24 protein-coding genes and 3 pseudogenes are annotated in these 21,322 nt (G+C 52.4%); 15 read left to right on the top strand and 12 right to left on the bottom strand.

Annotation, left to right across the window (positions count from 1 at the left end; genetic code table 11):
• Nucleotides 1-7 precede the first annotated feature (7 nt).
• From MTP41_RS12065 to MTP41_RS12055, 3 genes are all read right to left on the bottom strand, one after another.
• Nucleotides 8-451: a hypothetical protein gene (locus tag MTP41_RS12065; protein WP_249235589.1), complete on the bottom strand. Its 444-nt coding sequence runs from the start codon at nucleotides 449-451 to the stop codon at nucleotides 8-10.
• A gap of 189 nt (nucleotides 452-640) precedes the next feature.
• Entirely contained in the window at nucleotides 641-895 is a 255-nt protein-coding gene (locus tag MTP41_RS12060; RefSeq protein WP_097781461.1) for a CPCC family cysteine-rich protein, read from the bottom strand.
• A 48-nt stretch (nucleotides 896-943) separates the two neighbouring features.
• Nucleotides 944-1,378, bottom strand: coding sequence for a hypothetical protein (locus MTP41_RS12055; RefSeq protein WP_097773868.1), 435 nt, complete (start codon nucleotides 1,376-1,378; stop codon nucleotides 944-946).
• A 537-nt stretch (nucleotides 1,379-1,915) separates the two neighbouring features.
• Here MTP41_RS12055 and MTP41_RS12050 point away from each other — a divergent pair.
• Nucleotides 1,916-2,431, top strand: a complete 516-nt coding sequence (locus MTP41_RS12050; RefSeq protein WP_330220986.1) for a hypothetical protein — start codon at nucleotides 1,916-1,918, stop codon at nucleotides 2,429-2,431.
• Nucleotides 2,432-2,872: 441 nt separating this feature from the next.
• Here MTP41_RS12050 and MTP41_RS12045 read toward each other — a convergent pair whose 3' ends face one another.
• From MTP41_RS12045 to MTP41_RS12030, 4 genes and pseudogenes are all read right to left on the bottom strand, one after another.
• Nucleotides 2,873-3,175, bottom strand: a complete 303-nt coding sequence (locus MTP41_RS12045; RefSeq protein ID WP_143405526.1) for a hypothetical protein — start codon at nucleotides 3,173-3,175, stop codon at nucleotides 2,873-2,875.
• A gap of 153 nt (nucleotides 3,176-3,328) precedes the next feature.
• A pseudogene (locus MTP41_RS12040) lies at nucleotides 3,329-3,565 on the bottom strand (class I SAM-dependent methyltransferase); the annotation flags it as partial.
• A gap of 132 nt (nucleotides 3,566-3,697) precedes the next feature.
• The gene (locus tag MTP41_RS12035; protein WP_097778360.1) at nucleotides 3,698-4,309 is read right to left on the bottom strand and encodes a class I SAM-dependent methyltransferase; all 612 of its coding nucleotides are present in this window, start codon (nucleotides 4,307-4,309) and stop codon (nucleotides 3,698-3,700) included.
• 213 nt (nucleotides 4,310-4,522) lie between these two features.
• Nucleotides 4,523-5,305: a ZIP family metal transporter gene (locus MTP41_RS12030; protein WP_097778361.1), complete on the bottom strand. Its 783-nt coding sequence runs from the start codon at nucleotides 5,303-5,305 to the stop codon at nucleotides 4,523-4,525.
• 361 nt (nucleotides 5,306-5,666) lie between these two features.
• Between MTP41_RS12030 and MTP41_RS12025 the strand changes: the two genes are divergently transcribed.
• The 5 genes from MTP41_RS12025 to MTP41_RS12005 all read left to right on the top strand — a co-directional run bounded on the left by MTP41_RS12025 (nucleotide 5,667) and on the right by MTP41_RS12005 (nucleotide 10,729).
• Nucleotides 5,667-6,503 (top strand): hypothetical protein, encoded by an 837-nt coding sequence (locus MTP41_RS12025; protein ID WP_120119701.1) that lies wholly within the window; start codon nucleotides 5,667-5,669, stop codon nucleotides 6,501-6,503.
• A 365-nt stretch (nucleotides 6,504-6,868) separates the two neighbouring features.
• Entirely contained in the window at nucleotides 6,869-8,185 is a 1,317-nt protein-coding gene (locus tag MTP41_RS12020) for a penicillin-binding Tp47 domain C-containing protein (RefSeq protein WP_097778363.1), read from the top strand.
• A 77-nt stretch (nucleotides 8,186-8,262) separates the two neighbouring features.
• Nucleotides 8,263-9,372, top strand: a complete 1,110-nt coding sequence (locus tag MTP41_RS12015; RefSeq protein WP_249235594.1) for an FMN-binding protein — start codon at nucleotides 8,263-8,265, stop codon at nucleotides 9,370-9,372.
• Nucleotides 9,369-9,833, top strand: coding sequence for an FMN-binding protein (locus MTP41_RS12010; protein ID WP_097778365.1), 465 nt, complete (start codon nucleotides 9,369-9,371; stop codon nucleotides 9,831-9,833). Before MTP41_RS12015 ends, MTP41_RS12010 begins: the two co-directional genes overlap by 4 nt.
• Complete coding sequence (locus tag MTP41_RS12005) at nucleotides 9,830-10,729, top strand: 4Fe-4S binding protein (protein ID WP_249235592.1); 900 nt, start codon at nucleotides 9,830-9,832, stop codon at nucleotides 10,727-10,729. The genes MTP41_RS12010 and MTP41_RS12005 overlap by 4 nt, the downstream gene beginning before the upstream one ends.
• 68 nt (nucleotides 10,730-10,797) lie before the next feature.
• On the opposite strand, the pseudogene MTP41_RS12000 reads toward MTP41_RS12005, so the two are convergent.
• Nucleotides 10,798-11,007: pseudogene (locus MTP41_RS12000) on the bottom strand (heavy metal translocating P-type ATPase); the annotation flags it as partial.
• A 221-nt stretch (nucleotides 11,008-11,228) separates the two neighbouring features.
• Between MTP41_RS12000 and MTP41_RS11995 the strand changes: the two are divergent.
• From MTP41_RS11995 to MTP41_RS11970, 7 genes and pseudogenes are all read left to right on the top strand, one after another.
• Nucleotides 11,229-11,555, top strand: coding sequence for a hypothetical protein (locus MTP41_RS11995; RefSeq protein WP_249235591.1), 327 nt, complete (start codon nucleotides 11,229-11,231; stop codon nucleotides 11,553-11,555).
• A gap of 335 nt (nucleotides 11,556-11,890) precedes the next feature.
• Nucleotides 11,891-12,028 (top strand): annotated as a pseudogene (locus MTP41_RS15645) (plasmid mobilization protein); the annotation flags it as partial.
• Nucleotides 12,027-12,374: a hypothetical protein gene (locus tag MTP41_RS11990; protein WP_242959400.1), complete on the top strand. Its 348-nt coding sequence runs from the start codon at nucleotides 12,027-12,029 to the stop codon at nucleotides 12,372-12,374. The pseudogene MTP41_RS15645 and the gene MTP41_RS11990, both read left to right, overlap by 2 nt.
• 136 nt (nucleotides 12,375-12,510) lie before the next feature.
• Nucleotides 12,511-12,888 carry a hypothetical protein gene (locus tag MTP41_RS11985; RefSeq protein ID WP_249235590.1) on the top strand — a complete coding sequence of 126 codons (378 nt, stop codon included), beginning with the start codon at nucleotides 12,511-12,513 and terminating at the stop codon, nucleotides 12,886-12,888.
• A gap of 389 nt (nucleotides 12,889-13,277) precedes the next feature.
• Complete coding sequence (locus MTP41_RS11980) at nucleotides 13,278-13,562, top strand: hypothetical protein (protein ID WP_015538118.1); 285 nt, start codon at nucleotides 13,278-13,280, stop codon at nucleotides 13,560-13,562.
• A 166-nt stretch (nucleotides 13,563-13,728) separates the two neighbouring features.
• Nucleotides 13,729-14,172, top strand: a complete 444-nt coding sequence (locus MTP41_RS11975; protein WP_249235589.1) for a hypothetical protein — start codon at nucleotides 13,729-13,731, stop codon at nucleotides 14,170-14,172.
• Nucleotides 14,173-14,190: 18 nt separating this feature from the next.
• Nucleotides 14,191-15,915, top strand: a complete 1,725-nt coding sequence (locus MTP41_RS11970; RefSeq protein WP_442900304.1) for a recombinase family protein — start codon at nucleotides 14,191-14,193, stop codon at nucleotides 15,913-15,915.
• 160 nt (nucleotides 15,916-16,075) lie between these two features.
• Here MTP41_RS11970 and MTP41_RS11965 read toward each other — a convergent pair whose 3' ends face one another.
• Complete coding sequence (locus MTP41_RS11965) at nucleotides 16,076-16,327, bottom strand: DUF6061 family protein (protein WP_249235587.1); 252 nt, start codon at nucleotides 16,325-16,327, stop codon at nucleotides 16,076-16,078.
• A gap of 481 nt (nucleotides 16,328-16,808) precedes the next feature.
• Here MTP41_RS11965 and MTP41_RS11960 point away from each other — a divergent pair, with 481 nt between their 5' ends.
• Nucleotides 16,809-17,057, top strand: coding sequence for a DUF6061 family protein (locus tag MTP41_RS11960; RefSeq protein WP_097778996.1), 249 nt, complete (start codon nucleotides 16,809-16,811; stop codon nucleotides 17,055-17,057).
• Nucleotides 17,058-17,178: 121 nt separating this feature from the next.
• On the opposite strand, the gene MTP41_RS11955 is transcribed toward MTP41_RS11960, so the two are convergent.
• The 3 genes from MTP41_RS11955 to MTP41_RS11945 form a co-directional block, all read right to left on the bottom strand.
• The gene (locus MTP41_RS11955; protein WP_249235586.1) at nucleotides 17,179-17,655 is read right to left on the bottom strand and encodes a hypothetical protein; all 477 of its coding nucleotides are present in this window, start codon (nucleotides 17,653-17,655) and stop codon (nucleotides 17,179-17,181) included.
• A gap of 201 nt (nucleotides 17,656-17,856) precedes the next feature.
• Entirely contained in the window at nucleotides 17,857-18,522 is a 666-nt protein-coding gene (locus MTP41_RS11950; protein ID WP_249235585.1) for a sigma-70 family RNA polymerase sigma factor, read from the bottom strand.
• Nucleotides 18,506-19,336, bottom strand: a complete 831-nt coding sequence (locus MTP41_RS11945; RefSeq protein WP_249235584.1) for a helix-turn-helix domain-containing protein — start codon at nucleotides 19,334-19,336, stop codon at nucleotides 18,506-18,508. The genes MTP41_RS11950 and MTP41_RS11945 overlap by 17 nt, the downstream gene beginning before the upstream one ends.
• A 686-nt stretch (nucleotides 19,337-20,022) precedes the next feature.
• Between MTP41_RS11945 and MTP41_RS11940 the strand changes: the two genes are divergently transcribed.
• A complete protein-coding gene (locus tag MTP41_RS11940) occupies nucleotides 20,023-21,288 on the top strand; it encodes a plasmid recombination protein (RefSeq protein ID WP_249235583.1) in 1,266 nt (421 codons plus the stop codon).
• Nucleotides 21,289-21,322: the final 34 nt, after the last annotated feature.

The following is a 21,322-nucleotide window of genomic DNA, read 5'->3' as shown; positions in this document are numbered from 1 at the left end:
CTCATCTTCAAATTTTTTGCTGGGCGTTCTTGGCAACAATGCGCTCCAGCTTCTTCAAAAAGGATTCCTTGCCCTCATAGCTGCCGGTCACGGTGTAGGTGGTGTGACCGACTTTCTCCGTGGTGGTCAGTTCCGGAATCCAGAAAGCGGACAGGTTCTTGACATGGAGGTTGCCGTTCTCGTCCACATAAGAGCCGTGTTTCTTCTGCTCTTCGGTCAAGGGCTTCCGCTTGAAGTAGATTTCATTTTCGGAGATGCTCACAGTCTCGCTGGTCTGCTCTTTCGGGGCATCGTCATACAGCTGGGCGAAAAATGCCAGTGCATCTTCGGGTGAGTCTTCCTCCATGAGTTGCTCGAAAACTCGCTGTTCCTCTGCCGAGAGGTTGTTCCATGCGGCTTCCAACTCCTGCTCGTTGGCTGCGTTGACAAAGGCTTCGATCTCTTTTTTCATGGTGCATCCTCCTTTGGCTGCGGAAAGCGTTTTTTCAAAAAATATGGGTTTTCGTGAGAGCAAGAATCGTCCCGTGGCCACAAATTTTCAATACTCGAAAATTTCCTGTCCCCTTTGGGACTGTTTCTTGTTGGGGCGTGCCTGCCCCAAACCCTGCTTAGAGCGAGTACGGCAAACTAGAAGTTTGGGTTACGAGTGTCCATTCTCATCGCTTTCGGGCGGACGAACATAACGCAACATTTCTTCTTCACAGGCGCCAAATTCCAAATAATTGGCTTTTGCTTCGTTTAGAGTTATTCCGTGGTTTGAGTCGCTGGGGTCATCATCAGAAGCAATAAATGGATCGTTTTCCCAAAAGCAAACGGGGCAAATATACCCGCAGTCTTCTTCCGGTGGAACAGTATAGGTAAAATGCCCACAACATGGACATTGATGTTTTTTCAAATATGCTCACCTCTGCAAGTACTATTTTATCGAGTTTAGCTAGTCGCGCTATTTGGTATATGGCTCTGTGTCTTTTCCATCATATACAACGACCCTAATGTCAGCAGCTACACCAACATCCGCATGAATACCCACCGTATATTCTTTATCCGTAACATTCGTAAAAGAATAAAAACTGTTCGCCGGAATATTGTCAGATACGACTTCCTGTTCACCTTCGCAAAGCAAATGAACTACAATGTCAAAATCATTTTTATTTTGAATTGTTAGTGTACCTGTTTTGGATAAAACTTTTACATCAGAGTATGTGATTACATACTTAGCAGAAGTTGATTCTTCTGTACAGGTCACAGAGCAGTCCCACTGTATTGCTGCCTTTGCCTTTCTATAGGATTCCGAAGACCGGTATGCAGAAAATACAATAATTGCAGCTACAGCAAGAATCCCAATGATAACAGACACTATTGTTGCTTTTTTCTTCATAATCTTTGCCTCCGAAAATTTCGATTTACTGGGCTAAGCCGAGTATACCATACTCTCCGATGAAAGAACACCCCTATATAGGAGAACTTGGCCGTTTTATTGCGTACGTGCGTACCAACTTCTCCCGTACGCACGTACACAGCGATTTGCTCGAAACGCACCCTATACAGCCGTTCCCCCTCGGAGAGCCCACTACACTTTGCAGACCGCAGGGATGAAAGTGTCATAGTGGGTTATTACACTTCCGCAGAAGTGCCTTTTTCTCGCCGCAGACAACCGGGTATGCCTTTTGTGAGAGCTTTCTGTCCGGCGAATCCACATCGCCCACAGGCGATGTGAGCAGGGATTCCAAAGGGGCGCAGCACCCTTGGCACACGACTTTGGTACAAAGTCTAGTGTGTTACACCTTTCCAGAGGTGTATACGTTCCTGAAATGCAAAAAGCCCCATACCCAACACCTTAACGGTGCGGACATGGGACTTGATGCTTCCTCGGCCTAGCCGGGTACTCCGTAACCAATCCTGACAGGCAGTTGCCGTGTCATTTTTCGAAAACTGTTTTACGGATACACAGCAGTGCAGTGAGCCCTGCTGTCAGGAAACGTATGACAATGATAAGCTTATCCGGCAGATGGTGGAAGCGCAAGGGTATATCATTGCACCGGATGGTCAGCTGACCGTGCCGGAGAATACCATCCTGAAAACTTATATCCCGTCCGAGCTTGTTCCCCACTGCCCGCACTGCGGCAGACCCATGAGCATGAACCTTCGTGCAGACGATACCTTTGTGGAGGACGTGGGTTGGCACACTGCTGCCGACCGGTACAGCGAATTTCTGCGCCGCCACGAGGGGCAGCGCATCCTCTTTCTGGAATTGGGTGTTGGCTACAACACCCCGGTCATCATCAAGTATCCGTTCTGGCGGATGACCGCTAAAAATCCAAACGCATTCTACGTCTGCATCAATCAAGGGCAGTCCGTTTGCCCGCCGGAGATCGAGCGGCAGTCTGTCTGCATTCATGCAGATATTGGCGCTATTATAGCGCAGTTGTGACCCACAAGAGGGCTGGCATCGTCCAGCCCTCTCTCTTTTTGCCAAAGTTTTTGATACATTTTCTTGCATTCTGCCGAAAGCAACGTATTCTCGGATTTTTTTGTTGACAAAGCTCGTTTTTTGTGGTAATCTATTCCAACAATTTAATATAACATATTTACTTAGAGTTCCAGCTCGGCTCCCGAAGGAGCCGGAGCAAGTTTTTGACTTTCTTATCGCTACATAACGAACCCGAACCAAGGCCACCCCGGAAGGGATGGTCAGGTTCAGGTTGTTGTGTGGCGATTTTTTATTGCCAAATCTGGCACCGAACCTTGACAACCGCATGACCGTCTGCATGGGATACCCGGCGATGACCCCTCACGAGGGAGAGCCGGAAAACGCCGCCGGAAGGGGGCAGGAAATCCATGCAGAGAGAACGGCTAAACGTTGATTCTTCAGTTACCAGAAAACAATGTGGTCAAATTGACCACATTGTTTTTCTGTAACGCCAGTGAAAGGAGGGTCCTCTCCATGTATGTGACAAACGAAGAATGGGAGCAGAACAATCAGGATTATTTGAAAGAATCGTATGAGGAAACGGGTTTTACCACCGGAGGATACGCTATCCGCAAACTTATCTGCGGCGGCTGCGGTCGGGTGTTCTACACCACCATCTACACCAAGAAATACTGTCACAGCTACTGGTGCGGCAATCAGGCCAACAATCGGCGGCAGCGGGAATACCGCCAAATGCGCCGTCAAGATTTAGTCTGCCAGTGCTGCGGCGAAAAATTCACGCCCAAACGCGCAGGTGCCCGTTATTGCAGCAATGCCTGTCGGCAAAAAGACTATCGAAAACGTGTTACGGATGCTGCAAGTGCTCAAAATGAGCACTTGTTTAAGCGTAACGCATTCCCGCACCTCAAAGGCAAGGTCATTCTGCCGCATGGCCACCTCCAGCGCACCGAACCGCCGCATCAGACTGCGGGAGCTTTTCTCCGCCCCTGAAAAATCGTAGTCGATCTGGTCGATCAGATGCACCGCTGTTTCGTCTTGGTAAAGGTTCGGATACAGCTCGGTACACAGCTTCCGGGAATACAGCGGGAGGATCAGCGTCTCCTGCACGGTGTTTTTCTCGATTTTGTATTTCATAGGTTCCTTCCTCAGTGAATAAAAACTGTCATAATTGCCGCCAGTACAGCCGCTATGACCGCCATACCTACCGTACGATAGGCGCTGCGGATTGCTTCTTTTCGCTCCATACTTCGTTCTCCTTACACTATTTCACCGCTTTTGCGCCGTAACGCACAGCCAGCCCTTTTTATTTTTGTGGCTCTGAATCTTACAGAAGCCTGCTTGCTCCAGATATGTTTTCAGGGCAGTATCCGTGTAGATGGTCATGCCATTGATGATCTGTGTCCATTTGTCGTCTTTTGCTGTTTCGCCGTTTGCTTCATTGCAGATGAAAAAGACCCCGCCGGGCTTCAGCACCCGATAGACCTCTCTGAAATTCTGCACAAGTTCCGGCCAGAAATAGACCGTTTCAAAGGCGGTCACTACCTCAAACTGCTCCGCTTCAAACGGCAGTTCTGCCACACTTGCCTGCTGCACGGTACACCGTCCTGCCGCAATGGCGCCCGCATTGACCTTACGCGCTTTTTCTACGCTGACAGCCGAATAATCGATGCCCTGCACCTTGCCTTTAGGGCACAGTTTCAACAGCGTTTTGATGTTCGCCCCGCCACCGCAGCCGCAGTCCAGCACCCTGGCATCCGGGGCAGGCTGCAAAAAACGCAGCCCCCACGCTGCCATTGCGCTGTGGCCAAAGTTCATCATGGTAACCATGATCTTCCCGCCAAGACCTACGGGCTTGCGGGTGTTTTCAAAAAAGGACATAACGCCACCCTCTTTCTATTTACAGTTCACAATGCAATGCTTTTCACGCAGTTCCTCGCGCTGTAGTTAGTAAAAGCTAACTTTTTGTTCTATAAAAAGCCGCATCTCAGCGGCCCTTCTGCCAAAATAATACGCCCTGCTGTTGTCGCTGTCAAGAAGTTCAGGTATTTTCGGAGATTCCGAAATAGATTTCGTTTTCAAGACCCCCAACCGTCACCCCAATGCCACATCCAGCACCATCATCACGCTGAAGCCTACCGCAAAAAACACGGTGCCAACGTTGGAGTGCTGCCCCTGCGACATTTCCGGGATCAGTTCCTCCACCACAACATACAGCATGGCTCCGGCGGCAAAGCTGAGCAGATAGGGCAAAGCGGGCACCACGATGCCTGCCGCCAGAACCGTCAGCACTGCCCCGATGGGCTCTACGACGCCGGACAGTACGCCGCCCCAGAACGCCCGGCCTTTTTTCATTCCTTCCGCCCGCAGGGGCATGGAGATGATGGCACCCTCCGGGAAGTTCTGGATAGCAATGCCAAGAGAAAGCGCCAGCGCCCCGGCGGCAGTGATCTGAGCCGTCCCGGCAAGGTATCCGGCATAGACTACGCCCACTGCCATGCCCTCCGGGATGTTGTGCAGCGTCACCGCCAGAACCATCATGGTGGTGCGCTGGAGCTGGCTTTTGGGGCCTTCGGCCTGCAAACTGTTCTGGTGCAGATGGGGGATGAGATGATCCAGCAGCAGTAAAAACAGGATCCCAAGCCAGAAACCCACCGCCGCCGGGAAAAATGCCAGCCTGCCCAGATCTGCAGCCTGCTCCATGGCCGGGATCAGCAAACTCCAAACCGATGCCGCCACCATGACCCCGGCTGCAAAGCCGGTGAGGGCACGCTGGATGCCGTCGCTCAGGGACTTTTTCAAAAAGAATACACAGCCTGCCCCAAGACTCGTGCCCAGAAAGGGGATCAGGATCCCCCAGAATGCGTCTTGTATCATGTCGAACCTCCTTGTGGTTAAATATAACTAACCACATAAAAAGTATACTGCGCTCCGGCAAAAAGGTCAAGGGCAATCCCGCATAATTCTAAGCGCCACAGCCGCCGGAACGGTGCTCAAGCCGTCAGGCGGGAATTGTGCGGTGTTGCCCAAGGGCTTTGCGGCACCTTCTGCCAAAAAATTAACCTTCATAAACATCCCCGCTTTTTCTTGACAACACCCCGTGGACGTGCTATTTTAATTTCCAGTAATTAGCTTATTCTAACCATCTGAGGGGTCTCGCCCCGCGGGTTTTTCTTTGCGCGAAATGTTAGACTAAGCTAACCATATATTTTCAAACCAGTGATTGAGGTGTGTTACAATGAGATTGAAAAAAGTATTTGCAGGTGCACTTGCTGCTGCTATGCTGGTGTGCGCTGTGGCAGTCCCGGCCTTCGCTGCGGAAGAGGTGGAGCAGGAGAACTGCCTGTCCTCCAGCTATGTCCAGATGAACATCCCTTACGCCGATTTCTACAAAGCTGCCGGTGTGGACAACGCATCTGAGATCGATGCTGTTACCAGCGCCACCAAAAACAAGACCCGTGCAGGCAAGCTTGCTGCCGGTTCCTACCATGTCAACGCGGACGGCACCGACATCACCGGTGTTTCCTTCCCGGTCAAGGTACTGACCCCGTGGGCGCTGAAGAATGCAAAGCAGGTCACCGATGCCGACAGTTGCGACATCACCGTTACCCTGAAGGGCAAGGAATCCACTACCACCTATACCGGTGTGGATGCCCTGTTTGAGAACGAGAGCTACGCTTACTACAAGCTCAGTGAGACCCCTGCCTGCTACATTACCGCCTGGTATGACCTGCTGAGCGGCAAGTGGGAGTTCGGCAAGGTCCGCGCCGCCGAGACCACCGTAGAGGGTACCACTGTGGAACTGAATACCAACGGTCACCACGCCACCTACGAGATGAAAATCTCCGGTTTTGATCTGGACTACAAGGCCAACAAGGTCTACGGCGTAGTTCTGACCACCGCCGATGGCAGTGAGTACGGCCTGCGTCATGTGGCCAACATCTGGCATGGTACCAAGCTGGGCCTCAATGCCGATGATCCTTACTTTGCATCCATCATCGGCAAGACGATTACTCAGATCACCTTCTACGCCGCCGACGGTGTGTATGTCCTGCCGGTCAGCGTGGCACTGTGAGGCTGCGGAAAACTGCCTGATCCAGCAAAATACAGTACAAAACGGCAAGGTCGCTTGAAACAGGCGGCCTTTCTTTTCTCTGTTTTGATGTTCGCCCCGCCGCCGCAGCCGCAGTCCAGCTCCATGGCCGGAACCAGCAAACTTCATCCTGATGTCGGCACCTTCTGCCGAAAAATTAGCCTCCATAAACATCCCCGCTTTTTCTTGACAAGGCTCTACAGGAGTGCTATTTTAGGTTTCGTCAATTAGCCAAGTCTAACCATCTGAGGGGCCTCGCCCCGCAGGTTTTTCTTTGAGCGAAATGTTAGGCTGAGCTAACTATATGGCCGCAATTTTCTGCCATTGCGATGAAAGGAGAATTTTTCATGAAACTGAAGAAATTTCTTTCCCTGCTGCTGTCGGCGGCTATGGCGTTCAGTCTGTTGACCGCTACCGCCTTTGCAGCAGCCCCCGCCGAGGAGGAGAACGGCTTTTTCGATTTTCTGCTGGGCGAAAAGTACACCTACCTCTATGCTGCCCTGACTTGGGATGAGTACTGGGCAAACGAGAAGGTCTATGCTGCCGGCAACGCTGCCGCCTCTGCACAGCTGGACAGCCACGAGGAGCACGACCTTGGCGCATTTGATGCAGTCTCCCGCGCTACCGTCAACCACGGCCTGCACCGCGGCAGCTTCCAGAGCACTGCTGTGATCTACGCCAAGGACGGCAGCAGCTACACCGTTTCCCACTGGTCGGACGATGGCAAGACCATCTATCTGGCCGATGGCACCTCCGTGGGCTGGAACCGGGGCACCATTACCAAGGCCGACGGTTCTACCGTGCAGATGGATCACTACGAGGTGCTGGGCACCAAGTATGTGCCGGTGCGCGTGGCCACCAGCGACCTTGCAGATTTCTGCTCCAAGTACACCGTGGTGGAAAACGGCGGTCAGCTGGTGGGTGGCTACTCTGAAAAGGAACTGACCGCCTATACCCTGACGGCTACGGTGGACGAAAACACCAACGGCCTGAAGTACGCAACCAAGAGCGGCGATGGCTACACTTTCTCTGCCGCACATACCGGCACCGGTTCCGGCGTGGCAGAAGCCGCCCAGAAGGCTGCTGATGGTCTTACCGTGAACCTGCGCAGCGGTAGCGATGTAGGCAGCTTTGGCGAGTTCATCCGTGTGGATTTGAACGGCAATTACGGCGAGCTGGGCTCCCGGATGCAGTCTGTGGTGTGGACCTACTACGGCGATGACAGCACCTATACCCACGCCAAGGCCTCCTACGGCACTAAGTTTGCAGCCGACAACTGGATGCACAAGTCCATGGGCATCCAGATGGGTCTGAGCGATTCCGCCCGCTGCCAGCTGCCGGAGGGCACCGATGGCACCGGCTACTGGACTATCACCATCCGCGCACTGGGCTATGCCGACACGGTGGTGAAGTTCCAGACCACTGCCGAGAACCTTGCCAAGCACGAGCTGGCAAGCGATGCAGACCGCGCCGCCCTGCAGGCTGTGGTCGCCACGGCACAGAGCAAGGCAAAGGCCGCTTACACCGCAGCCAGCTACGTTGATCTGGAGACTGAGCTCGCCGAAAGCGTGGAGCTGCTGAGCCGGGATACCCTGTATAAGGCTGCTGCACTGGAACAGGTGACCCACCTGACCGATGCTGTGCAGAACCTGAAGGCTGCCTGATCCAGCAAAATACAGTACAAAACGGCAAGGTCGCTTGAAGCAGGCGGCCTTGCTTTTCCGTGTCAGGAGAAGATGGAATGAACAAAAAACGATGCAAAGCGCTGCTGCCGCTGGTGCAGCTGCTCCCGGCGGTGGCGGCAGCAGCTGCCGTGCTGTTTGCCTTACCCCGCACCGTGCCGGTGCTGGCTGCTGTGCCGGAAAGGCTGACAACGGTGGTGGAGCAGCCGGTGGAAGCCGCTTCCTCCGAAGCGGAGGAAGAAGTACTGCCCAAACTGCCCTATGCCGACGGCGTTTACGTCGGCTCTTCCCGGGGCTACGGCGGTGCCGTCCGGGTGCAGGTCACCATGGAAAACGGCAGCATCACGGAGGTCGAGATCTTGGACGCTTCCCACGAGACCAGGCAGTTTCTGCGGCGCGCCAAGCGGCTTCTGACCACCGTGGTGGAAGCCCAGAGCTGGGAAGTGGATGCCGTTTCCGAGGCCACCTACACCAGCCGGGGCATTCTGGGCGCGGTGCAGAACGCTCTGACCGGCGAGGTAGTCAACAACCCCCTGCCGCCGCAGCCGGAGCCCGCCGCACCGCTGGTGGTGGAGAAATTTACCGCGCCCTCTACCTATCTGGACGGCATCTACACTGCCGAAGCTATGGGTTTTGAGGGCGAGATCACGGTGCAGGTCACGGTGGCAGAGGATAAGATCACCGATATCACCCTTCTGAGCGCCGAGGACGAGGAGGAATATCTCTCTCAGGCAAAACAAGTCATCCCCGCCATTCTGGAAGGGCAGAGTCCCAACGTGGATGCCGTTTCCGGCGCGACCTACTCCTCCACCGGCATCCTGAACGCGGTCAAGCTGGCACTGGCAAAGGCGGCGGTTGCCCCGGCAGAGGAAGCCGAACCGGAGCAGGCAGCATCGGAAGAAGCGGCAGAAGCCGCGGCACCATCTGAAGCAGAAGGATCCGAGGAAACGCCGGTCGCTGCGCCCACCGTGGAGGTGGTGCAGCCGGAAGAAAAGAGCGTCGTTCCCGCATGGCTCAAAGAAATATGGCAGCAGCTTTTCCCGGCAGATGCACCGGCATCCTCTGAACCGGAACCGGCATCTTCTGAGGAAGTGCTGCCGGCACCCGAAGCGGTACTGCCGCCGGAAGAGACCGAAGCCGAACCTGAAACGGAAGGAGCAGTGGAATGAAATACAAGAATTTTCTTCTCCGGGCGGTGAACCTGCTGCTGATTCTGGGGGCACTATGGCAATACCAGCAGGTGGCGCTGGTCCGGGCAGCAGCGGTGAGCCAGCGCAAGCAGGAGATCGCTGAGGTGGAAGCCTACAACGCTTCCGTTTTGCAGGCGCAGAGCGCAGCGCAGGCAGAGCAGACTCAAAGCGGCTACCGGGACGGCACCTATGAGGGCAGCGCCTTTGGTTTTGGCGATGTCATCCGGGTGTCGGTGACCATCCAGAACGGAAAAATGACCGATATTGCGGTGCTGGATGCCTCCGGCGAGGATAAGCCCTACTATAAGCAGGCGCTGCCTTTGCTGGATGAGATGCTGTCAGTACAGTCTGCCGGGGTGGATACCGTTTCCGGCGCTACCCTCACGGCAGAAGGTCTCATCGGTGCAGTCGAGGACGCACTGGGAAAGGCGGCAGGATGACGGAAAAAACACAGGCAAAGCCTTTAACAGCGGCGCAGCAGCGTCAGCGGGACAAAAAGCGCCGTACATGGCTGCGCACCGGGGTGCAGTTGTTCTTCTTTGTGTCCATGCCGGGCGCGTTCGTGGCCGGGTTTTCCGGGGTAAAGCAGATCTTTCTGCACATCGGTGCGGGCGAGGTGCTCACAGCGGACAGCTTCACGCTTTCTCTGCTGGGGCTGTGCGGCTTCACTTTGCTGTTCGACCGTTTTTTCTGCGGATACGCCTGCGCCTTTGGCAGCTTGGGTGATGCCGTCTGGGCACTGTCCGGGCTTATCCAGAAAAAGCTGTTCCACCGCAAAAAGCCACTCCGTCTGCCGGAGCGGGCGGTGCTTTGGGGGCAGAAGGTCAAATATCTGCTGCTGGCGGGGCTGGTGGCGCTGTATGTGACCCGGCAGGAAAAGCTGCTGACCGGCGCAAACCCGTGGGAAGTGTTTTCCCGCCTGACGGCTCTGCGTCTGCCGCCGGAGGGCTTCGGCGTAGGCATTGCGCTGTTTGTGCTCATCTTGCTGGGCATGGCAGTGCAGCCCCGGTTCTTTTGTCAGTTCCTCTGCCCTATGGGAGCGGTGTTCGCCCTGCTGCCGGTGCTGCCCTTTGCGCGGCTGCACCGGCAGAGCGATGGCTGCATCCCGGGGTGCAATGCCTGCAAGCAGCAGTGCCCGGTGTGCCTGAAGCTGGAGGAAAGCAGCCTGCGCAGCGGGGAGTGCATCGCCTGTGAAGCCTGCGTGGGCACCTGTCCCAAGCAGAACATCCACCGGTGGGATACGGCTCTGTGCAAGCACCTGTGGCTGCCGGTACTGGCGAAGGCGCTGCTCTTCTTCCTGCTGGGCTGCTGGCTGGGTTTCTGCCGGTTTATCTGAACCTAAAAGGAGGCCGCCGCACAACATTTGTGCAGCAGCCTCCTTTTGGCTGGGACGATTTGTCATTTTTACAGGGAAGGCTTCTGCTCCAACAGATCTGTCATGCTGCGCAGGCTGATGCCAAGGGTGGAAAGGTTATGCAGCATGGCGCTGGTAGCCGGGGGCAGGATGCCCAGTGCTCCCAGAAGGATGAGCGCTGAGTTGAAGCTGAGCACAAAGCGGTAATTGCTGCCCACCCGCTTTTGCAGGGCGTTGGCAATGACTTTTAACATTGTTAGTGGCAGCTTGATACGGAGAATCATTTTGGTCATGCTCACTTGCGGAAATTCGCAAACGCAGCCTATAAAGGTAGCAGAAAGATTGAATGCGTCGTACTTTTTTCGATTTTGCATAACGAATTTTTCAAAATCCTCTTGACGCAATCTACATACCGTGGTATTTTTCTTGTAAATTCCACTGATTTTGTGGAGTAACCTGAATCTCTCCACAAGATGCGGTCGTGTTCATTTTGAACACGGCCTCTCCGTGGATTATCCCTGAAAGATCAACCGCCCCGCAACACACCCGATTCATTTTGCCGCCGATTCACCCGACAAAATCATCGCTGCGCTGCTTGGGCGGTATTTTTCTTTTCCGGGGAAGATTGCACCTTGAAAATTTCATGAGCCGCCCGAACGTGATACCGGCTTTCCAGTCAACGCCGCTGCACAAACAGGGGCAGGAACTTCGTTCGGAGCAAACGGTGGCCCCATTACATGAGCAGAGCCCCGCTACTTATTTTTTGCGTCTTAACAATTTGGAAACATTTGTTGAAAATGCGTTTTGAGCGCAGCGGTAGAGGGCAAGAACCGTCCCGTGGCCACAAATTTTCAATTCTTGAAAATTTCCTGCCCATCCGGGACTTCACTTCTTCAATGCATCTGCATTTCCGAAGTGATCTTGTTGGGGTAGCGCTTGTCGGGGCAACGCCCCTCCATCTGCTATCGCAGACCGCGCTGCCGCTTAAAAGCCCCACTGGGGCTTTCATTGCTGCGCTGCGCTTCGCAAACGCGGTCCCACCCCCAAACCCTGCTCATGGTTCGCACCTGACGGTGCGAACAGCAACGGCGTGTCGTGCTTACATAGCTTCACCGAGGAGTTATCGAACAGACAGGAGGTACAATGACCAAAACGAATGTTCAACCGATTCCTAGCAATTTTCAGCACCACGACACGCCGAACAACAAAACGCACATCATCAAGTTCCGTGTGACAGCGGAGGAAAAAGCGTCACTGGAACTCACTTGCAAACTCCTAAATGATGCCCGGTACGAAAGAGAAGATCCTGTCCGGGCAGTTCAAAGTCCGTGATGCCGATATGCACCGTCTTGCCAGGGCAGATTTTCCGAACCGCAAGCAGATCGTGCACGAGATTCTGCACCCGGAGGACCGCTCTGCTCCGCAGAAACGCATCTACGGAATCAACTATTCTGCACTGGAAGCTGCCGTCCGGCGAATCCAGCAGGATGTTGATTTCCTGATGAAGTATCTCCCCAAGGTGCCTGATGATGCCTATGTGAAAGTGGAAATCACGAAGATTCTGAAACAGCATAAGGCGTATATGGCACAGTTTGAAGAACTGCTGAACGACGAAAAAGTCGCATAACGACAGGCACTTGTAAGACATCAACGAGCCACCAGCCGCAAGTGCAGGGCAGAAAACTTCTGCGCCCTTGCGCCTGATAAAAATGGAACTTTGATTTTCTCGCCCGGCTTTGCTGCGGTGGGACGATCAAAGGAGCGTGCGTTTGAACAAAAAGAAAAAGTCCACAAACACTTCCCCTTACCCTGATGAAGTCATTGACCGTCTGGCACGAGCATTCTACCCGGCCATCCTTGCCTGCTGGAACAGTGAGGAAGGCCAGCGGGAGTTTGCTGCATGGCAGGCGGAGCAGGCTCATCATGCCCCCAGCAAAGAAAAGCAGAGCGTTCCCGACTGCTGGGTATCCGTAAAACAGTTTTCGAAAAATGACACGGCAACTGCCTGTCAGGATTGGTTACGGAGTACCCGGCTAGGCCGAGGAAGCATCAAGTCCCATGTCCGCACCGTTAAGGTGTTGGGTATGGGGCTTTTTGCATTTCAGGAACGTATACACCTCTGGAAAGGTGTAACACACTAGACTTTGTACCAAAGTCGTGTGCCAAGGGTGCTGCGCCCCTTTGGAATCCCTGCTCACATCGCCTGTGGGCGATGTGGATTCGCCGGACAGAAAGCTCTCACAAAGGTGCACCGGGCTGTCTGCGGCGAGGAAAAGGCACTTCTGCGGAAGTGTAATAACCCACTATGACGCTTTCAGCCCTGCGGTCTGCAAAGTGTAGTGGGCTCTCCGAGGGGGAAACGGCTATATAGGGTGCGCTTCGGGCAAATCGCTGCGTACGTGCGTACCAATCTCTCGTACGCACGTACGCAGTAAAACGGCTAAAATCTCCTATATAGGGGTGTTCTTCTGGAAATCAATATGATATACTCAACTTAACCAACCATCAACTAATAGGAGGCGGTAATATTATGGGAAAAACTTTTGTGTGTAGCTTATGCCGTAATGGAATCATTGGCGGTGGTTTGTACATTGATGAACAGAGCATTACATATTCAACTCAAAAGCTCACAGTCAGTCCACTGTATCGCAACCTTGTATTACCCATGAACGAGATAAGGGAGCTTTCATGGAGTCAGATGGTCGTTCCTGTTGCAGCAATTTCCATGAAAGATGGAGAATGTTATAAATTTATCATATATAACAAATCAGGATTTGAAAAGGCATATAAGCAATATAGCAACCACCAAGAATGAAATCACCTAGCAGGGTTTGGGGCAGGCACGCCCCAACAAGAAGCTGTCCCAAAGGGGACAGGAAATTTTCGAGTATTGAAAATTTGTGGCCACGGGACGATTCTTGCTCTCACGAAAACCCATATTTTTTGAAAAAACGCTTTCCGCAGCCAAAGGAGGATGCACCATGAAAAAAGAGATCGAAGCCTTTGTCAACGCAGCCAACGAGCAGGAGTTGGAAGCCGCATGGAACAACCTCTCGGCAGAGGAACAGCGAGTTTTCGAGCAACTCATGGAGGAAGACTCACCCGAAGATGCACTGGCATTTTTCGCCCAGCTGTATGACGATGCCCCGAAAGAGCAGACCAGCGAGACTGTGAGCATCTCCGAAAATGAAATCTACTTCAAGCGGAAGCCCTTGACCGAAGAGCAGAAGAAACACGGCTCTTATGTGGACGAGAACGGCAACCTCCATGTCAAGAACCTGTCCGCTTTCTGGATTCCGGAACTGACCACCACGGAGAAAGTCGGTCACACCACCTACACCGTGACCGGCAGCTATGAGGGCAAGGAATCCTTTTTGAAGAAGCTGGAGCGCATTGTTGCCAAGAACGCCCAGCAAAAAATTTGAAGATGAGGGTGCAGACGAATGACAACTGCGCCCAATTCTGCTATACTTGACCCGGTAACCAATCCTGTACTGACAGTTGCTCCACAGAGTAAGGAGGACACAACAATGTCTGGAGCAACGAATAAGATCACCGCACTTTACTGCCGGCTGTCGCAAGAGGACGCACGGCTCGGCGAAAGCCTGTCCATTGAGAACCAGAAGGCCATCCTTCTGGAATACGCCAAAAAGAACCACTTCCCGAACCCGGTATTCTTTGTGGATGATGGCTACTCCGGCACGAACTATGACCGTCCCGGCTTTCAGAGTATGCTGGCCGAGATCGAAGCAGGACGTGTAGGAATCGTTATTACGAAAGACCTGTCCCGACTGGGGCGTAATTCTGCCTTGACAGGTCTGTACACCAACTTCACCTTTCCCCAGTATGGCGTTCGCTACATTGCCATTAACGACAACTACGACACCATTGACCCGAACAGCGTAAACAACGATTTTGCGGGCATTAAGAACTGGTTCAACGAGTTTTACGCTCGCGATACCAGCCGCAAGATTCGGGCTGTTCAGAAGGCCAAGGGAGAGCGTGGAGTACCGCTGACGGTCAATGTGCCGTACGGCTATGTGAAAGACCCGGAGAACCCGAAACATTGGCTTGTTGACCCGGAAGCGGCTGCGATTGTGAAGCGCATCTTCTCCATGTGCATGGAGGGACGTGGGCCGACCCAAATTGCGAACCAACTGTGGGCAGATAAAGTTCTGACTCCTACCGCCTACAAGTTGAGCCATGGCCGGAGCACAAACGCACCTGCCCCGGAAGACCCTTATCGCTGGGATAAAAGAGCAGTAAGTTTGATTCTGGAACGCCGGGAGTACACTGGCTGCACAGTCAACTTCAAGACCTATACTAACTCTATCTGGGATAAAAAGAGACATCTGAATCCTGTGGAAAATCAGGCTATCTTCCCGGATACACATGAGCGCATTATTGACGATGATGTGTTTGAAAAGGTTCAGGAGATTCGCAGCCAGCGTCACCGTATGACCCGAACAGGCAAGAGCAGCATTTTCTCCGGTATGGTCTACTGCGCTGACTGCGGTTCCAAGATGCAATATGGTTCGTCCAATAACAGGGACTTCAGTCAAGACTTCTTTGATTGCTCTCTGCACAAGAAGAACGGGAGCAAGTGCAAGGGACATTTCATCCGGGTAAAGGTTCTGGAAGGACGTGTGCTGAGTCATGTTCAGCGGGTGACGGACTACATTCTCCGTCATGAAAACTACTTCCGCAAGGTCATGGAGGAGCAGCTTCGTGTGGAAAGCAGCGAAAAGCTGACCGTCCTGAAGAAGCAGCTTGCCCGGAATGAGAAGCGGATTGTAGACCTCAAACGGCTGTTCATGAAAATCTACGAGGACAACGCCAATGGAAAGCTGAGCGATGACCGCTTCGACATGATGAGCCAGAGCTACGATGCCGAACAGAAGCAGCTGGAAGAGGAATCCCTCTCTATCCAACAGGAAATCGAAGTACAGGAACAGCAAATCGAGAATATTGAAAAATTCGTCCAGAAAGCGCACAAGTACGTTCATATTGAAGAACTCACTCCCTATGCTCTCCGTGAACTGGTGTCGGCTATCTATGTAGATGCCCCGGATAAGTCCAGCGGAAAGCGGGTGCAGCACATCCATATCAAGTACGACGGGCTGGGGTACATCCCTCTGGATGAACTGGAAGCAAAAGAAAAGGCGTGACCGAAGTCACGCCAAATCTTCCCCATTTAGGGAACTTTTGCAAATACTGTTTTATGGGAACTCTGCTCTGGGGAACTCCCTGTTGTACATATCGCTATTGTCTGTGGCTTTTGGCAGGGTGCGTCCTATTCAGGGACGCACCCTGTTTTTTGTTTTGCCCTTAATCTTCTAACCCATGGCTCCCGGCCACATTCTTCAAATATTCCTCCGGGTCACCATTCAAAATCAAATCGGCATAACTCAGCGGGTCGTTATAGATAAGGTAGTCCAGTTCTGACCTCTGTGCAATGGTCACATCCAGTGCATCCTCGATCCCGGTGCAGTCAATGGAGATCATTCTCCCATCCCGGAGCAGCAGTTCCACGCAGCCGGTGTCCATGTTGAATTTGCAGGCTCTTTCATCGTACTTCATGTTTGTGTCCTTTCCGCCTTACGGCACTCTCACAGTGGTCTGTCGTGCTTTCTTATGATAAGGTCTAGGACGTTTTTCGATGGAAGCAAGGGATTCGTTCTGTTTTCCAAAGAATACAAAAAATCCGAACCCTTCTCCTATTGGAAAAAAGTTCGGATTTTGTTGTTGTGGTGCACCTCCAGGGACTCGAACCCTGGGCCCACTGATTAAGAGAGCAAGCCGCCGGTTCGTCTCAATTTATGGAAGTTTCGAGTCATCGTTATTTTTAATCAAGACAACGTGATTTTTCACCCAGTAATTTCTGCACCCTTTGTCGGATTTTGCAACGAAAAGCACCTTCTGCACGTTTTGAAACCGTGCAAAATCCGTGCAGAAACCGTGCACTTACTCCCCGACAAATAAAATCGCTCTATCCCCCACCGGCTTGACGGCATTGGTTTGAGTGGCCGAACATCAAAATCAAGTCATGGAGGACACGACTATGAACAAACTGCTTTCTTGCCACTACAATATGGACACCAACCGGGTGGAAGCCCAGTTTGCGGACGGCTCTGCTGTTGCCATCGACTGCATTGCCATTGAGGACGAGTACGGCAACACCCCGGCACAGCGGGCAGAACTGGACTGGCTGCTCTACAATAAACCATTGGAGTACGCCCAGCTTGTACTGGGTGGTGAGATTGAACATTATCTCTCGCTCGGCCGCGACCATGGCAGATTAGAAGATTGACCTTTAATTAGAATATTCCAAACAGACCAACAGCCCTCTACTTGCGATCATTGCAAATAGAGGGCTATCGGTTTGTTAATAGTTATCAAGTTTTTCCACAACTTTTGTCGCCTATTTGTTCTTACTCCTCTGCTTGAAAAAATTCCTGCTTCGTCCCGATAATATCTTCATAGTTGCTCTGAGTTACTGTGACTTCCAGATGATCTCCCTTATTTTCAATTTCTGCTTTTATATCATTTCCTCTGTCGTCTTTGCCGCTAAAGCTAAGAATCCCTGTTTCAGAATCGTAAGTTCCAATCGCGTTTTCGACATAAAGCAAATGGGTAACGCTATACTCGATCCTATATGTGCCATCATCTTCTTTAGTGATATTCAGAATTTCATCAAAATCATTACTATAATAGACTTCCTCTGGCATTTGAAAATTCGCAGTATCATTATTGGTTAAATGCTCGTTTGATACTATATCACTAACATTTTTGTTTTCTACTTGTACTGAAGTGCTTTCAGTCGATGATTCTTTATTTTCCTGAGATTGCCCACATCCAGCTAACCCCAAAACCATGCATAGCACAAACAGGTAAATTACTTTTTTCATAGCATTCTTCTCCTTTATTCAATCTATTTTTGTCGATTTATTTGTTATCGCATTTTATCATACCATAATTATTAACTTTTCTGTTTAAACAACGAACTTCAAGCCTATTTTATTTCGTTTGTCCACAAAATTTTTCAAAATCGTATAGCTGCACATAAATTTCCAGAAAACTTGTAGCACAATCACGATTTTTCTTTTCATTCAATCAAACCACCACGGCAGTTCCAGCCACAGGTTATCCATGGTCTGTTCCTCGGTCTTTTTGGCGCGGCCTTTTGTCAGGCGAAAGTATATCGCCGTGCCGATCAGCGGATGTTCCTCGCCATCGGTAAAGCCATAGCGGTACAGCAGATAGGTCTGCTCCCGTTGGGTCAGCCGTTTCAGGCCATCGTACAGTTCCCGGCGCGATTCCTGCTCTTCCATAATACTCTGCGGCTGCATGGCGTAGGGGTCGGCTATGGCTTCAATGCGCCGCAGTTGTTCCTCTCCCGGCAGAACATCGTCCAGCGAAACGCGCTGGTAGCAGACGCCGTCCTTGTCCTCCGTTACCATCCGCTGCTCAAAAGCGGCAAAGGCATCCCGCACCATGTCCATCATGGCGTTGCGGATGGCAGGAGCCGCATAGGTCAGGAACTTCATGCCGCGCGCTGCATCGAACTTTGGCACAGCATTCCATAAGCCCAGATTGCCCGCCTGTTTCAAATCGTCCGTGTCAAGGTTCAGGCCGGACTGTGCCAGATTCATGCTGCGGAAAAGGTCATTTGCCACCTTGCCAATAAAGGACTTGTTGTTGTCGATCAGGCTGTCCAGCGCGGCAGCATCGGCTTTCTGTGCCAGCGCACAAAGCCGTTCATTCGTCTGCTTCATGGGCGTTTTCCTGCTCTGCGGCAGACTGCAAGATTCCCAACAGGCCGTTCCGCAGCTGTTCCAGTGCCTCCGGCGTAGCTCCCTCCATGCCCGAAACGCTGTCCAACATTGCATCCGTCAACTGCTCTGCCGTAATCGTTGGGTGCTGCACATCCTGCCCTTTGGTCAGTTCTGTAAACATTTTTTCTGCCACTTTCTTGCTCATGGCTTCCTGTTCGGCATAATGGCTCCCGATACCCTTTTTGATTTCCTTGATTGCCGCCATGAAATACATCTCAATGTCATCAAGGTCGCCTTGATATACGGGCTTTCTCCGAAGGCTGATGTCCTTTGCGGCTTTGGCTGCTTCCGGGGTCTTGACCCTTGTACGCAGCAGGGTGCTCAATGTCGTGAGCATGGCATTCTGTGCTGCGATGCCGGATGCAAAAGTATCGTCAAAATACTGCGCTATGCGGTAAGTAAGCTCTGCAAAGCGGGCGTTTTCCAGCAGCAGATTGACCACCTCTGTATTGACACGCCCTGTGTAGAGGTTCTTTGCGGCTTCTACGGACAGGCCAAGTTCGGCAATGTCGTAGTTCTTGCGGTCGGGGATGTTGGTTTCTCCAAGCAAAAAATCCGTGGACACGTTGAACAGCCTTGCGATCTTCAGCACCTGCTCATGGGTCAGAGTCCCTTTTGCGCCGCTGATGAAGCGGCTGATGGTGCTTTTGGAGCAGCCGATCTCCTTGGCAAGCTCCGGTTGGCTTATGTTGTGCTCTTTCATCAAGTCCGCAAGACGGACGTTGGATGGTGCGGGCAGATATTCCTGTGCCATGTGGTCGGCCCTCCTTTTTGATCTTTTTCCTCATTATAATACGCTCTGCCGTTTTGTTCAATATACGGTTACCTCTCCGCCCTTGCTGTTGCAGTCCTGCAACCAGTGAGGGCATTTTTCTTTTTCCGTTGCAGTTCTGCCGCTTTTGCGCCTTTCCTGCAAAATTTTCCGTATATTCAGGCAGGAAGCAAAAAACACCAGAGTTCCCACTTTGGGGTACTCTGGTGCAGTACATAACATCGCCCTGCCCGGTGGCCGCAGGGTGCGGGGCTTTGTGGGCATCGAGCCGCTTGTCCACCCCTGCCCGTAAAAAGTGCATTTTTTCACGGAAGAAGTTCGTACAACCTGTACGGTATGTACTTGTACGCATCTGTACGGCGAATTGAAACAAATTAAAACGAATTATCGTTTATATTTCGGATTTCCGTACGTCGTACGAGCCGTACAGGTTATTTGAAGTCCGTACGCAATTTTTTCAGATGCGTACGGAGCGATCAAGTTCGCATTGTGCGAACTTGATCGTAGCTCTCCCGCAGGAGACGTTCCCCCTCGGAGAGTCCTCGAAGAGCCCACTACACTTTGCAGACCGCAGGGATGAAAGTGTCATAGTGGGTTATTACACTTCCTCGGAAGTGCATCTCCGTTCCCCGTCACCTCTCGATGAACCTTGAAAGGAGGGATGCCCTTTGGCAAGAAATGATGGTATTGACCGCACCAGTGTCCGAAATCTCGCCGTTTCGGACAAGGCCGTTGGCAACACTCAGCAGCACAATGAGCGTGAAAAGGACAGCTATCGGAACCCCGATATTATCCCCCAGCGCGCTGCATGGAACGTCCACTTCAAGAAGCCAACCGCCAGCTACACCGACCTGTTCGCCCAACTGGAAGCCGCTGGAACCATTTCCACGCGCGGCCTGAAGCCGGATGCCACCCACTACTGCGAACTTGTCTTTGATGTCAACTCGGCCTACTTTGACAACCACGGCGGCTACGAGTTCGCCAAGCAGTTCTATGAGGATGCCTACCAAGCTGCCGTTCAAATCGTGGGCGGTGAGCAGTATATCCTCTCGGCAGTCATGCACGCCGATGAGATCAACCGTGCCATGACCGAAGCACTAGGCCGCGAAGTTTACCACTACCACCTCCATGTGGTCTATGTACCTGTGGTGGAAAAGCAGATCCTGTGGTCGAAACGCTGCAAGGACAAGGCACTGGTCGGAACAGTCAAGGAGACCGTCATGCAGGTCAGCCGGAGCAAGAAGTGGGCATCCAAGCCCCTGCTGGACGATGCCGGAAAGCCTGTGCTGCAAAAGAACGGCAAGCCAGTCCTGAAGAAGTCGTACAGTGTCCTGCAAAACGATTTCTTCCACTATATGCGCAACGCCGGGTATACGGATGTAGAGCGCGGTGAGCGTGGCAGCACTGAAGAACACCTGACCGTCACCCAGTTCAAAGTCCAGCGGGAGCAGGAGCGACTGGACACTCTGACCGCCCAGATTGACCAGAAAGAGCAGCACCTCACCCAAACCAACAAAACCCTCTCCAAGACCGAAAAGGAACTTGCCGCTGTGCAGAAAAAGGTCGCGCTCACAAAAGAAGCCCTCATTCATGCGCGCGATCTGGATTATATTGGTAAGCGCACCTTTCTCGGCAACTATTCGCTGACCGAAGAAGAGTTTTCCAAGCTGAAAAAGCAAGCCGACCACGGCTATATGATGGATGTGGAGAACCGCCGCCTGAAAGAAGAACTTTCCACCGCCAAGAAAGAGGCCGTTCGTTGGAGCAACAAGTACCACGACCTGTGGTACGACGTGAAACCCTATCTGGATGCTCTCCACCGTGCGCCCGAACTGGTGCGTGGCTTTCTGGAAAAGATTCTTGCCCCCAAGCAGGAGCACACCATGAATGTGCCGCAGCAAAACCGTAAGCGTGGGCAAGATGTAGAACTTTAAGCTGAATTTTTAGATGATATGACAATATAAGGAG

Origin of the sequence: Faecalibacterium sp. I4-3-84 (assembly GCF_023347255.1) — a bacterium.
Taxonomy (GTDB): Bacteria; Bacillota; Clostridia; order Oscillospirales; family Ruminococcaceae; genus Faecalibacterium; species Faecalibacterium taiwanense.
The sequence above is the reverse complement of the archived record's forward strand: the minus strand, read 5'-3'. Positions and strand labels throughout refer to the sequence as shown.